Source organism: Kitasatospora sp. NPDC054768 (assembly GCF_053612025.1).
In genome coordinates this window covers 1-13,021 of record NZ_JBSHBN010000106.1, presented here as the reverse complement: position 1 = coordinate 13,021, position 13,021 = coordinate 1, and the positions used below count along the sequence as shown (strand labels likewise).

The 13,021-nt window shown below is 74.8% G+C and carries 13 protein-coding genes; 5 read left to right on the top strand and 8 right to left on the bottom strand.

Translation table 11 applies throughout. The features are described 5' to 3' along the window. The first annotated feature begins 59 nt into the window (after positions 1-59). On the top strand, positions 60-761 hold the full coding sequence (locus tag ACWGKU_RS27095) for a rhomboid-like protein (protein ID WP_452180562.1): 702 nt from the start codon (positions 60-62) through the stop codon (positions 759-761). 75 nt (positions 762-836) lie between these two features. Here ACWGKU_RS27095 and ACWGKU_RS27090 read toward each other — a convergent pair whose 3' ends face one another. The 7 genes from ACWGKU_RS27090 to ACWGKU_RS27060 all read right to left on the bottom strand — a co-directional run bounded on the left by ACWGKU_RS27090 (position 837) and on the right by ACWGKU_RS27060 (position 7,778). Next, positions 837-1,217, bottom strand: a complete 381-nt coding sequence (locus ACWGKU_RS27090; protein ID WP_401053424.1) for a VOC family protein — start codon at positions 1,215-1,217, stop codon at positions 837-839. A gap of 192 nt (positions 1,218-1,409) precedes the next feature. Beyond that, positions 1,410-2,324, bottom strand: a complete 915-nt coding sequence (locus ACWGKU_RS27085; protein WP_452180563.1) for an STM4011 family radical SAM protein — start codon at positions 2,322-2,324, stop codon at positions 1,410-1,412. Next, entirely contained in the window at positions 2,321-3,655 is a 1,335-nt protein-coding gene (locus ACWGKU_RS27080; protein ID WP_452180564.1) for an STM4012 family radical SAM protein, read from the bottom strand. The genes ACWGKU_RS27085 and ACWGKU_RS27080 overlap by 4 nt, the downstream gene beginning before the upstream one ends. Then, on the bottom strand, positions 3,652-4,494 hold the full coding sequence (locus ACWGKU_RS27075) for an STM4013/SEN3800 family hydrolase (RefSeq protein ID WP_452180570.1): 843 nt from the start codon (positions 4,492-4,494) through the stop codon (positions 3,652-3,654). The genes ACWGKU_RS27080 and ACWGKU_RS27075 overlap by 4 nt, the downstream gene beginning before the upstream one ends. Before the next feature lie 119 nt (positions 4,495-4,613). Further along, a complete protein-coding gene (locus ACWGKU_RS27070; RefSeq protein ID WP_452180565.1) occupies positions 4,614-5,753 on the bottom strand; it encodes an STM4014 family protein in 1,140 nt (379 codons plus the stop codon). Positions 5,754-5,768: 15 nt separating this feature from the next. Continuing rightward, the gene (locus ACWGKU_RS27065) at positions 5,769-6,704 is read right to left on the bottom strand and encodes an STM4015 family protein (RefSeq protein WP_452180566.1); all 936 of its coding nucleotides are present in this window, start codon (positions 6,702-6,704) and stop codon (positions 5,769-5,771) included. 96 nt (positions 6,705-6,800) lie between these two features. Next, a complete protein-coding gene (locus ACWGKU_RS27060; protein ID WP_401050436.1) occupies positions 6,801-7,778 on the bottom strand; it encodes an STM4015 family protein in 978 nt (325 codons plus the stop codon). Positions 7,779-7,979: 201 nt separating this feature from the next. Between ACWGKU_RS27060 and ACWGKU_RS27055 the strand changes: the two genes are divergently transcribed. From ACWGKU_RS27055 to ACWGKU_RS27040, 4 genes are all read left to right on the top strand, one after another. After that, positions 7,980-8,306 carry a hypothetical protein gene (locus ACWGKU_RS27055; protein WP_401050442.1) on the top strand — a complete coding sequence of 109 codons (327 nt, stop codon included), beginning with the start codon at positions 7,980-7,982 and terminating at the stop codon, positions 8,304-8,306. Between the two features lie 127 nt (positions 8,307-8,433). Further along, on the top strand, positions 8,434-9,552 hold the full coding sequence (locus ACWGKU_RS27050) for a DUF6745 domain-containing protein (protein WP_452180567.1): 1,119 nt from the start codon (positions 8,434-8,436) through the stop codon (positions 9,550-9,552). Between the two features lie 114 nt (positions 9,553-9,666). Further along, entirely contained in the window at positions 9,667-10,518 is an 852-nt protein-coding gene (locus tag ACWGKU_RS27045) for a MerR family transcriptional regulator (RefSeq protein ID WP_452180568.1), read from the top strand. Further along, positions 10,515-11,732 (top strand): glycosyltransferase, encoded by a 1,218-nt coding sequence (locus tag ACWGKU_RS27040; RefSeq protein WP_452180569.1) that lies wholly within the window; start codon positions 10,515-10,517, stop codon positions 11,730-11,732. Before ACWGKU_RS27045 ends, ACWGKU_RS27040 begins: the two co-directional genes overlap by 4 nt. Positions 11,733-11,991: 259 nt before the next feature. Here ACWGKU_RS27040 and ACWGKU_RS27035 read toward each other — a convergent pair whose 3' ends face one another. Continuing rightward, positions 11,992-12,765 (bottom strand): class I SAM-dependent methyltransferase, encoded by a 774-nt coding sequence (locus ACWGKU_RS27035; RefSeq protein WP_401056239.1) that lies wholly within the window; start codon positions 12,763-12,765, stop codon positions 11,992-11,994. Positions 12,766-13,021: the final 256 nt, after the last annotated feature.

Below are 13,021 nucleotides of genomic sequence, written 5' to 3'. Positions count from 1 at the left end.
CGGGGCCGGGCGGGGGCGAGGGTGAGGGGGATGGTGAGGAGTGTCGCGAGGAGGCGTCGATGGCCGGCAGCACCGCCAAGGGCCCCGAGGCACACCGGTGGGCGCGTGCCGCCCACGCGGTGTGGGCCTACGTCCGGCGCGCGCCGGGGACCTACATCTGGCTCGCGATCCTGCTCGTCACCACGCAGGTGATCCGGCACGTCGATCCGGCGACCGCCGACCGCATCCTGGAGCGGCGTTCGACCAACCTCCACCACCTCCAGGTCTCGCCGGTCCGTGTCCTGGTGACCAGTGCCCTGTGGATCGCGGGCGGCGGCTGGCTGTCCTACTTCCTGCTGTACAACCTCTTCCACGTGCCCGCCGAACGATGGCTCGGCACGCTGCGCTGGATCTCGGTGGCGGCGCTCGCGCACGTCGGCGCCACGTACCTCAGCGAGGGCGTGCTCGGCTGGGCGATCCACCACGGGCTGGCCTCGCCGAGCGCCGTCTACACCCTGGACTACGGCGTCAGCTATGCGCTGGCCGGTGTGGTCGCGGTACTCACCTATCTGATCGTCCGGCCCTGGCGGTACCTGTACGCGGCCGGGGTGTTGGTGGTCTACGGACTGGGCGTGCTGCAGAGCCGGGACTACACCAGCATCGGCCACTTCAGTGCGGCCCTGATCGGCTTCGCCTGCTACCCGCTGACCCGCGACCGCCCGGGTTCCTTCGACCCGGTCGCCTCGGCCCGCACGGTCTGGCGGCGGGCGCGCCGACGGTGACCGACGGCGGCCGATGGGACGGGTCGGCGGGCGGTTTTGCGGGGCCGCCCGCCGACCGGGCGGGTGGCGGGACGACTACCGGCCGAATCGCTGGGACACGCAGAGGATGTTGCCTTCGCTGTCCTTGAACCAGGCCGCGCGCATGCCCTCGCCCTCGGCGACGCCGTTGACGGTCTTCAGACCGGGGAAGTCGTACTCCTCGAAGGTGATGCCGCGGTCGCGGAGGCCGGCCATCTCGGTGTCGAGGTCGGCGACCTTGAAGCTGGCCAGGGTGTGGGCGGCCTGACCCCCGCTGGGGGTGTGGTAGACGGTGACCTGGGTGCCGCCGGTGTCGCAGACGAACTCCTCCTCACTCTCCTCGGCGAGCTTGAGACCGAGGGTGTCGGTGTAGAAGGCCTTGGCGCGGGCGAGATCGGCGGCGGGGATGACTGCTTGCAGCGGAGCGTCTCCAAGCATGATGTTTCGCCTCCTCCCTGTCACCAGGCTAGGGATGTGCGGGCGGTACCGCCCGGTGGGCGCGGAACGGCTTCGGACTGTGCGCGGGAGGTTGCCGGACGTCATGCGGGGCCGGCCTCCGGAGCGAGGTGACCTCGGCGGCGCGGGCGAAGTGAGGCCTTCACCCGGGGTGGCCGGCCGGCCGCGGAGGTGTCACCGGCCCCGTGGCCAGCCGTGCGGCACACGTTCCAGTACTCCCGCACCGAACAGCTCGTACAGCGGCAGGGCCTCCAGGTGGACGTAGCCGATGTGACAGTCGCAGACCGGCAACGGGCAGGCCCGCGCCCGCAGTCGGGTGCGGTAGCTGCCGTCGTACAGGTTGCCGAGGACGTCCCGGACGAAGTGGCAGCGGCGCACCGTGCCGTCGCCGTCCACCGACAGCACGGACTCGCCGGTGCGGCACGGCAGCCCGGCGCTGGGATGGGCGTGCCGGCTGTAGCCGAAGTGCGGGTCGAGAGCGGCCCATCGGGCGGCCTCGGCGTCGGTGTAGTCGAGGCCCTCGGCGGCGTTGACCCACAGGTAGACGTCCTCGGAGAGCTCGGCGCGCAGCCGGCCGGCCTCGTCGAGGTGCTCGGGTTGGCCGACGACGCCGACGCTGTACCGCACACCGAGTGCGTCCAGCTCGCGGCACTTGGCGAGGAAGCGGTCACGGGTGACCTGGCCGGGATGGAAGGTGACCCAGAGGGCGAGGGCGTCGAGGTCGGCCTCGGCGAGCCAGCCCGTGCGACAGCTGAGGTTGGTCTGGATCGCGACGCGGCGGACGTGCGGCAGGCGGCTCAGCTCGGTCAGCGCGCGGCGGTACCAGGACCGCACCAGCCCCTCGCCCCAGGGCGTGAACAGCAGCGACAGGGTGTCGCCGGTGCCCGCGCGCCCGGCGGCCCAGCCGGTGAAGCGCTCCAACGCGGCCCGGTCGGCCCGCAGTTGTCCGGGGCTGTCGCGCCGCTTGGCGAACGGACAGTACGGGCAGTCGTAGTCGCAGGAGGAGAGCGGACCGCGGTAGAGCAGGGTGAGGTCCCGCGCGCCGTCCTCCTCCGGCGGCGAGGCGGAGGGCATGCCGAGGAAGGTCATTTCGCCTCGTACGCCGCCATCAGGGCCCGGACCCCGGGCGAGAACAGCATCGGCCCGACGGCGTCCGAGTGCGCCAGGCCCTCCGGGCTGAGCCGCAGGAACGCCGGGTCGCCGGCGGCGAGCCAGCCACGCTCGGCGAACCGGGCCAGCTCCGCCGGGAAGTCCTCGGCCGGGGACCCGCCGAACCGGGCACGGTAGTCCGCCAGCGGCATGCCCTCGGCCTGGAGCAGGGACTGCACCAGGTGCCGTCGGCGCGGCTCCGCCCCGCCCATCCAGTGACCCACCTCGGCACGGTGGAAGTCCTCGGTGGCGACGTAGTCGTCGATGATGCCGCGCACCTCGGTGGCGTTCACCGCGTAGTCGAAGGAGTAGTGCAGCCGCGAGGTGTAGGAGCGGGCGCCGCAGCCCAGGCCGACCATGCCGTCGGTCTGGCAGGCGTACTCGCCCGCCCCGGCCTGCGGGGAGGCGGCCCGGCGGAACATCCGCATCGACACCTGCTGGTAGCCGTGGGCGAGCAGGTGGTCGCGGCCGGCCCGGTAGAGCGCGAGCCGCCGGGTGTCCCAGGCGGACCGGCTCTCCTGCTCCCCGCGCCGGGCCAGGCCGGTCAGCGGACGGACGTACAGCGGGTAGAGGTACAGCTCCTCGGGCCGCCAGGCGAGCGCGGTGTCCAGCGAGCGGAGCCAGCTCGCCTCGGTCTGGCCGTCGATGCCGTAGATGAGGTCGATGTTGAGCACCGGGAACCCGGCCGCACGGATCCGGCCGAGGGCGGCCTCCACCTCGGCCCGCTTCTGCGGGCGGACGGCGGAGCGCGCCTCGGCGTCGTCGAAGGACTGCACGCCCAGGCTCAGCCGGGTGGTGCCCCGGGCGGCCAGCACCTCCAGCCGGTCGGCGGTCGCGGTGGCGGGCGAGGCCTCCACCGAGAGCGGTACCGCCCGCAGGTCGGCGCCCATCCGCCGCTCCGCGATGTCGCACAGCCGTTCCAGCTCGCCGGCCGTCAGATAGGTGGGAGTGCCGCCGCCGAACGCGGCCAGCGCGAACCGGGCCCCGTCGTCCAGCGCGGCGCGCACCGCCGCGGCCTGGCGCTCCAGGGCGTCCAGGTAGGCCGTGGTCAGGCCCTCCGGGCTGCCGATCCGGGTGAACAGGTTGCAGAACCCGCAGCGGACCTCGCAGAACGGGATGTGCAGGTAGAGCGAGAGCGCGCGCTGCGGCTCGCCGGCCCACAGTTCGCGCAGCGGCGGACGTTCGGGCAACGGGCGGTAGGCCGTCTTGTGCGGGTACGCGTAGACGTACGACTGGTACGGCGAGTCCGGGCGCGGGGGCGCGGTGGTCATGCGGGCTCCTCGGAGGTCGCGGCGGCGCCCGCCGGTCGGGCGGGGAGGGTGAAGTGCGCGTACGGGACCGTCCAGACCACCTCGTGGCCGATCCGGTGCCCGGTGTAGCCGTCCTCGCCGTAGGCGGTGCCGTGGTCGGAGCAGACGATCGCGAAGCAGGGGCGGCGGGCGCTCATCGCGGCGAACAGCCGGCCGATGTGCGCGTCCACGTACTCCAGGGCGGCGGCGTGGCTGGCCCGCGAGTCCCCGTGCTCGCGGGTGGCGCCGGTCAGGTGGAACCAGTTCGGCTGGTGCAGCGCCGAGACGTTCAGGAAGAGGAACAGCGGCTGGTCGGCGGGCTGTTCGGCGGCGACCCGCTCGGCCCGGGCGACCTGCACCTCGAAGGACGTCGGCGAGGCCACGCCGGACTCGGGTGCCCAGTGGCTCTCCTGGAAGAGGCCGGGGAGCACCGAGCCCAGGGCACCCTGCTTGTTGAAGAACCCCACGCCGCCGATGCACACCGTGCGGTACCCCGCCGCGGCCAGGGCCGTCGGCAGGTCGGGGGCGTCGAAGACCCAGGTGCGCGGGGCGGTGCTCTCGGATCCGGCGAAGCGGGCCGCGAACAGGCGCGGGTGCGGTCCGTCCGGGGAGGCCGGGGTCGGCAGGAAGCCGGCCAGGATCGCCTGGTGGGAGGCGTAGGTGAAGCTGCCGGGCGCGTGCCGGCGCTCCCAGCGGCCGCCGGGGAGGACGGCGGCGAGGTGCGGGATGCGGCCGGCGGCGGCCAGTTCCTCGGCGACGTCGAAGCGGAGCGTGTCGAGGGTGACGAGCAGCAGGTCGTGGCTGCCCACGACGGCGTTCATGTCGGGGGTGGGAGCGGGGGCCGGGGTCGGGGTCGGGGCCGGGGTGTGGGCCGGGGTTTGGGCCGGGGTCGGGTCGTGGGCCGGGGTGTGGGCCGGGGCCGGGGTGGTGGTCAGGTGGTTCATCGAGCGGGTTCCGTGATCTGGTGGTCCGTCGTCGCGGGCGACGACGGGGAGGGGGCGGTGAGGGCGGCCAGCTGGGCGCCGTAGGTGTCCAGGCCCTCGGCGGGGCCGCCGGGCAGGCCGGTGAGGCGGGGGAGCAGGTCGCCGAAGGCGTTCACCTCGCCGACCAGGGCGCGCCGCCAGCCGGCCGTGGGCAGCACGTCGACGCCGACCATCGGCGAGCCGGGGAAGCAGGCCGCCGCGCGCTCGGCCGTCTCCAGCAGGGCCGGCCAGGCAGGCCCCGCGGCCTCCCGGACCTGGTCGATGCTGCCCCGGGCGCCGCCGAGGTGCAGGTTGGTCATCGGCTGGGTGCTGGTGCGCACCACGGCGTGGGTGGCCCGGCCGGCGACCACCACGACCCGCAGGTCCGCCGAGCGCCCCGACTGCGAGGCCTTCGGGATCCACTGCTCGACGTGCAGGCCGTCCGGTGCCAGGCCGTCGACGATCGCGGCGACCTCCCGCTCGCCGCGGTAGCGGCGCACCCGCAGCGAGTTGTGCAGGCCGCCGTCGGTGAGCTCCACCGAGGTGGTGGCCTGCACTTGCCCGCGCGGCCCGAACTCCAGGGCCATCACCCCGGAGGCGGAGGAGCCGTGCGCCGGCTTGACGAAGACCCGGTGCAGGCCGGCCGCGGCGAGGCGCTCGCGCAGGTGCTCCCAGCCGGTGACCTCGCCGCCGAGCGCCCTGGGCACCGGCACCCCGGCCGCGGTGAGCAGCGCGTGCGCCCGGCGCTTGTCGAACATCACGGCGATCTCCTCCGGATCGCCGAGCAGCCGTACGCCGAGCAGCCGTACGCCGGGCCGGGCGGCCAGCCCGCGCAGCGCGGCCATGACCCCCGCGTACCAGACGGCCGTGCCCTCGACCCTGGTCGGCGCGTAGCCGGGGCCGAGCGCCGGGCCGCGCAGCAGCCGGTCGACCTCGGGCTCCTCGCCGGGCGACTCGATGCGCAGCAGGCCGTCCTCGGGCAGCCGGTACCGGCCGCGCAGCACGTCCAGCCAGGGCAGGACGGCGGGCTCGGGCAGTCCGGCGGCCCGGGCGGCGGCCGCGAACAGCGTCACCCGTCGGTGCCCCGGGTTGCCGAGGACGGTCAGTCGCACGGTCATCGCCTCCGTGTCCGGCTACTCGGAGACCGAGACGTAGCGGTCGTCCTCGTCGTCCATCTCGTCCGCCTCGGCGTCGCCGAGGTCGAGCTCGACCCCGGGCAGGGCCTCGTGCAGACGTTCCTGCATCGCGTCGCTCAGGTAGTGGTGGTGCAGGTCGAGGGAACGCAGGTGGGTGAGCGGCTGGCCCTCCAGCAGGGTGGTGGCGCCCTCGTCGGAGAGCACGCCCATGGAGATGTCGAGCGACTCCAGCCGGGCCACCACGGGGGCGTGGGCGAGGGCGGCGGCGATCTCGTCCTGGAGTTCGCTGTTGGCCAGCCCGAGGTGGCGCAGCTTCGGCAGCCGGGAACCGTCCAGGAACGGTGCCAGGTCGTCCATCGTCGCGTCACCGCCGTACTCGTCCACGCCGAGCCAGAGGGTCAGGCGCTCCAGCGCGGGCAGTTCGGAGCCGGCCACCGCGCGCACCACGGTGGCCGGAAGGCCGCCGGACTCGAAGCGCAGGCTGGTCAGCCGGTCGTGCCGCACCGGCTCCAGGGCGAGGTCCGTGCCGCCGCGCACGGCCAGCGACCGCAGCCCGGGGAAGGCGTTCAGCAAGGGGGTGACGTCGTCCATCTCCAGCCAGGAGATCTCGCACTCGTCGAAGGTCACCTCGCCGAGGAACAGCGCCTCCAGGGCGGGCAGGCGCCGCGCCTCGGCCGTGACGGCCTCGACGGCGGAGCGTACGGACGTGTAGCCGTCCTGCCACCAGGCGCCGATCACCACGGCGCGGACGCCCGCCGGGTCGACCTCCTCCAGGAAGGACTGCCAGAGCTGGACGAAGTCCTGCGTGGAGCCGTACTCGAGGGACAGCCGCCAGGCGACGGCGCCCGCGGCGGGCCGCGGCCGGGCGTCGTCGGGCGTGAACTCGTGGACCGGCAGCTCGTGGAAGCGTTCGATGTGGCGGGAGACGGTCATGGAGGATCCTGGTGGGTCGAGTGGTCGAGTGGTCGAGTGGTCGAGTGGTCGGACGGACGGACGGACGGACGGGCGGGTGCGTGCGGGAGGTGACGGTTACTCGGCCACGGCCACGTAGCGCCACCGGTCGTCGGGCTTGCCGGGCTCGGAGAGGTCGACCTCGACCCCGGTGAGGGCCTGGCGCAGGCGCTGCTGCATCTCCTCGGTCAGGTAGTGGTGGTGCAGGTCGAGGGAGCGCAGGTGGGTGAGGGGCTGGCCCTCCAGCAGGGCGGTGGCGCCCTGATCGGTCAGCACGCCCATGGAGAGGTTGAGCGACTCCAGCCCGGCGACGACGGGCGCGTGCGCCACGGCGGCCGCGATGTCGTCCTGGAACTCGCTGTTCTGGAGGCCGAGGTGGCGCAGCGAGGGGAAGCGGGTGCCGTCCAGGAACAGCGCGACGTCGGCCATCGTCGCGTCGCCGCCGTAGTTGTCCACGCCCAGCCAGAGCTCCAGCCGCTCCAGGGCCGGGAAGTCGCAGCCGGCCACCGAGCGCACGACCGAGCCCGGCAGGCCGCCGGCCTCGAAGCGCAGCGCCTTGAGCGCCTCGTGCCGCAGCGGCCGCAGGGCCAGACCGCCCTTGCCGTCCCAGTCCTGCGAGGCGCCGCGCACCACCAGCTCGGCCAGCCGCGGGAAGGCCGTCAGCAGCGGCGTGATGTCGCACTGCTGGATCCAGGAGATCTCGCACTCCTCGTAGGTGATGTCGCCGACGAACAGCGCGCGCAGGGCGGGCAGCCGGTCGGCGGCGGCGACGATCGCCTCCATCGGCTCCTGGAAGCCGTCCGGCTCGTCCGGGGCCCACTGGCCGATCACCAGGGCGGTGACCCGCTCGGTGTCGACGGCGCCGAGGAACTGCTCCCAGCGCTCGGCGAACGTCGCCTCGGACTCGTAGTCGAGCTTGACCCTCCAGGCGGCCGAGGCCGCGTCCGGCAGCTCGACGGCGCCGGATCCGCCCTTCTCCTCGGCCTCCTCCAAGGCCTCCACGAAGTCGAAGACGGGGAGACCGTGGAACCGCTCGATGTGGTCGTTGACAGTCATGCGCTGCTCCTCCGGGATCTGGGCCGAACAACTGTCTACCAGCCGGGACTGACAATCCGGCGGCCGGGTCGCCGCCCGGGCGCGTTGTCAGACCCTTGCTCTATGTTCGGTTCCTGGCTCCGGAGAGTGACCGCGGCAGACGCGATGGAGCCGTGGGTTCCGGCGTCCGCCGGGGTCCGGCCGTACGGCGAGGGAGGACTGATGTACCGCCAGGGCGATGTGCTGATCGTGCCGGTCGAGGAGAGCGCGGTGCCGCCGCGGGTGGCGGGGCTGGCCGTGCAGCCCCGGGACGGGCGGGGCCGGATGGTGCTGGCGCTCGGCGAGGTCACCGGGCACGCCCACGCCGTGGTCGGCCCCGGCGAGCTGCGCCGCGAAACCGGGCCGTTCGGCGCGGGCTGGCTGCACCTGCCCGAGGGCGGCCGGGTGGTGCACGAGGAGCACGCGGCGATACCGCTGCCCAAGAGCTGGTACCGGGTGGTCCGCCAACGCGAGTACGCGCCCGGCGCGGTGCGGGTGGTCGCGGACTGACGACCGCTCCGCCCGCCGTACGGGGGCGGCACGAGGGCAGGGCACGAGGGCAGGGCGCGGCCGGGGCCGCGGCACGGGAACGGGAACGGACGGCCGGGCGGGGAGCCCGGCCGGGAACGGAGCAGGGATGGAAACGGTGATCCACGACGAGGCCCACGGCGACCGGGCGCAGGCGCGGGAGCTGCCCGGGCCGGCCGAGGCGACGGCCCGTTGGCGGGCGGCCGGGGCGGCCACCGGGCCGGGGGACAGGGCGGCGGCCGAGCGTGCCGTCCGGGCCGCCTACCGGGCGGCCGGACTGCCCGAGCCCGCGGCCGTCCGCTGGTTCGGCTCGCCGCTCGCCGCGACCGGGGCGGCCCTGGAGCTGCGGGCCGCCGGCGCGCAGAGCGTGCGTGAGGCCGTGCGCACCCGGCCCTGGGAGGAGGCCCGCCGACGGGCCGTCGAGCAGGTCGGCACCAGAGGGTGGGCGGGCCACTGGGCGCTCACCGGTGGCGAGCTCGGACCGGTCACCACCCCGCTCGCCGACCGACTGCGCAACGCCGTGCTCGACCGGCTCGCCCCCGAGGCCGACCGGGAGGCCGACGCCGCCGTGGCCGAGGAGGCACGGGACCGTCGCACCACCGTCCGGCTCGCCCTGCTGGACGCCGTGCGCGGTCAGCACGACGCGCCGTGGTTCGCCGCCTTCGAGGCCGCCGGGTCAAGCGCCGACGCCGTCGCACCGCTCGCCGAACTGGCCCGGGAGGCCGGCTGGTGGTGGCCGTACCGGGAGGTGGCCCTGCTCAGCGAGCGGCCGGCCGTCCTGCACCGCGACGAGGCCGGACGGCTCGACCGGGCGGACGGGCCCGCCCTGGAGTACGCCGACGGCTTCGCCCTGTACGCCTGGCGCGGCATGCCCGTCCCGCCGGAGTTCCTGGCAGGCCTGGCCGAGGTGACCGTCGAGCGGATCTGCGCCGAGGAGAACGCCGAGCTGCGCCGGGTCCTGCTGGAGCACTACGGCTACGAGCGCTACCTGGCCGACTCCGGCGCCGAGCCCGTCCACCGGGACGAGACCGGGGTGCTCTGGCGGATCGTCCTGCCCGACGACGAGCCGGTGGTGATGGTCGAGGTGGTCAACTCCACCCCCGAACCGGACGGCACCCACCGCACCTACTGGCTGCGCGTCCCCCCGAGCACCCGCACCGCGCGAGCCGGGGTCGCCTGGACCTTCGGCATACCCGAGAGGGCCTACCACCCGCAGCGCGAGACCTGATCCAGGCTGCCTCCAGCCATCCGGAGCGGGCCCCTGAGCTGCGCGTGTTGACCCTCACCCCACGTCAGGCCGCACGGTGGGGCGCAGCGAACGAACGGATGATCGGAGGGACGCATGAGCTGGTCGGTGGGCCAGGTCTCCGGCTTCGCCGGTGTCACGATCCGGACCTTGCACTACTACGACCGGTCCGGGCTGCTCGCGCCCAGTGAGCGCAGCCCGGCCGGCTACCGGCTCTACAGCGGCGCGGACCTCGCCAGGCTCCAGCAGATCCTCTTCTACCGGGAGCTCGGCTTTCCGCTCGACGAGATCGCCGACATCCTGGCGGACCCGCGGGCCAACGCGCTCGACCACCTGCTGGCGAGGCGGCAGGCCCTCACCGACCAGATCGGCCGCCTGCAGAAGCTGGTCGACGTCGCCGAGCGGGCCATCGAGGTCCAGCGCACCGGGGTCGAGCTGACGCCGCAGGAGCGCTTCGAGGTCTTCGGGGACGTGGTCTTCGACCTCAGCTACGCGGCCGACGCCCACCTCAGGTGGGGCGAGCGGGACAGCCACCAGGAGGCCCTGGCCCGCGCCGCCACCCACTCCAAGGAGGACTGGCAGCAGCTGATGGCGGAGGCCGCCGAGTGGCGCGGCCGGCTGCTGGAGGCCTTCGACGCGGGGCTGCCGGTCGACCACCGGACGGTGCTGGACCTCGCGGAGCGGCACCGGCAGCACATCACCCGGTGGTTCACACCCTGCCCGCCGGAGATGCACTGCCGGATCGCCGACGACTACGAGGCGGACGCCCGGGCCTTCGCCCTGGTCGTCCCGCCGGCCGACCAGCGCCCGGGCCTGGCCGGCTACCTCCGTGCGGCCATCGGCGCCAACGCCGAGCGGCGCGACGCGAACGACCTCGACGACCTCGACGGCAACGACGTCGACGGCAACGACGTCGACGGCAACGATGTCGACGGGGCGGCCCGATGAGGATCCTCGTCATGGCCGCCGGATCGTACGGCGACGTCGCCCCCTACACCGGGCTCGGGGCGTACCTGCGCGGTGCGGGGCACGAGGTCGCGCTCGCGGCGCCCGAGGCCTTCCGCGAGCTGGTGGCCGGCAGCGGCCTCGACTTCCGGCCGCTCCCGGTCGATCCACGCGGCGCGGGCGCCGGGCCCGCACGCGGGCGCTCCGAACTGCTCGCGCGGGCCGCGGCGTTCATCGGGCAGCTGGGCGACGGGCTCGCGGACGCCACCGCACCCGGCGCCGATCTGCTCCTGCTGAGCACCACCACCGCGCCGCTGGGCTGGCACCTCGCGGAGGCGATGGACGTTCCCAGCCTGGGGGTCTACCTGCAACCCACGCTGCCGACACGGGAGTTCCCTCCGGTCGTCGGGGGCGGCCGCTCGTTGGGGAGCTGGGGCAACCGGGCGGCGGGGGCGCTCGGCCAGCGGGTCGTCGATCGTCTGCACGCCGAGGCCGCCCGCCGGATGCGGTGGCGGCTCGGACTCCCGGCGCTCTCCCAGACCGCGCGCCGGCGGGCCGTGGAACGGGAGCGCTGGCCGGTGTTGCACGGCTTCAGTCCGACCGTCGTACCGCGCCCGGCCGACTGGCGGGAGGGGCTGCGGGTGGTCGGCAACTGGTGGCCGTACGTGCCGGACGACCGCCGTCTCCCGGCCGAGGTCGAGGACTTCCTGCGGGAGGGACCGCCACCGGTGTTCATCGGCTTCGGCAGCATGGCGGCCGGGCAGGGCGAGCGGCTGAGCACCCTCGCGGTGGAGGCCCTGCGGCGGGCGGGCGTCCGGGGGGTGGTGCAGGCCGGCTGGGCCGGGATCGCCGGGGAGGGCGACGACGTGCTGACCGTCGGCGAGCTCCCGCACGCCCGGCTGTTCCCGCGCATGGCGGCGGTCGTGCACCATGCGGGCGCGGGCACGGCGGCCGCGGCCCTGCGCGCGGGCGTGCCGAGCGTCCCCGTCCCGGTGACGGCGGACCAGCCGTTCTGGGCCGGTCGGCTCGCCCGGCTCGGTGCCGCCACCACGCCGGTGCGGTTCACCGACCTGACCGCCGACCGGCTGGCGGAGGCCGTCCGGCAGGCCGTCGAGGAGCAGTGGCTGAGGGAAGGGGCGCAGGAGGCGGCCCGCGCGATGGCGGAGGAGGACGGCGCGGCCCGGGTCGCGGAGGCGGTGGCGGCATTGGGCCGGTAGGGGAGGAGCGGACGGGCCGTCGCCGGGGCTCGGCGGTCCCCGGCGCCCGGACTGGTGCCCCCGGACCGGCGCCCGGACCCGCGGCCACTGCGGTGAGACGGGGTTCGACAGCTGAGCGGCGCGGACGGCCAGGACGCGCTTGTGTCGCGGCCGGTCATGGCGGTCCAGTCATTGCGGTCCGGTCAGCGATGGGGAGGGCGAGGCGAGCGGAGAGCCGAGGAGGTGAGTGCGGACGACCGTGCCGGAGCCTTTCGGGAGGTCAGGGTGCCCGGGCGATCAGGACGGGCTGGAAGAAGCCGGTGTCGACGGGCTGCTCCCAGCGGATGCCGGACAGGCCCGCCTCGGCGGCGAAGGCGCTCAGCTGGTCCTGGGTGAGCGCCCAGTAGGTCGAGCGGCGAACCGAGACCTGCCACTCGCCGGCGTCGTCCGGAAGGAGGCGGAAGAGCTCCAGGTCGTACCGCTCGCCGTCCTCCCGCCACTGCCAGAGCTGGAAGAGGACCGACCGTCGGCCCTCGTGGTCGGCGGTCTGCGGCGACGTGGAGGCGGGCCGGGTGCGGCGCAGCTCGTCGTACGGGCGGGTGGTGACCAGCACCAGTCCGCCGGGACGCAGGACCCGTCGCATCTCACCGAGCGCGCCGCGGACGTCCTCGGCCGTGAGCAGGTGGGGCAGCGCGTTGTCGGCGCAGACGACGACGTCGAACCGCCCGTCCGGGAAGGGGAGCTTCCGCATGTCGGCGGCGGCGGTGGGCAGCCGGAGGCCGCGCTCGGCGGCCTCGGCGGTGGCGCGGGCGGCGGAGACCGGGCTGAGGTCGCTGCCGGTGACGCGGTGGCCGAGCGCGGCCAGGCCGATCGCCTGGGTTCCGATGCCGCAGGCGCAGTCCAGCACCTCGGCCGGGCGGTCACCGAGGTGCCGGCGGATCAGGGCGTCCAGCGCGGCGCCCTGGCGGGCGACGGAGGCGTTCCAGTCGGCGTAGAGGAGGTGGTAGTCGTCGGCGAACGCGTCGTAGAAGCGGCCGAGGGTGGAGTCGGTCATGGCGTCAGGGTCTCCATGGGAGGCGGGAGGCGGGAGGCGGGAGGCGGGCGGGGCGCGGGCGCGGCGACCGGTACGTCCGCCACGGCGCTATCCTCGCCCGGGCACACTGGCACGGAGTACCGGTTTTCCGGGGCTACTGAGGGGCGGGCAGGGTACGGACACCGGACGGTGACGTCCGGTCGGACGGACCGCCGCCGGTCCCGCCGGTCCTGCCGCTCCGCTGCGACGGCGGCGACCGGCCCGGCCAGCACGAGCC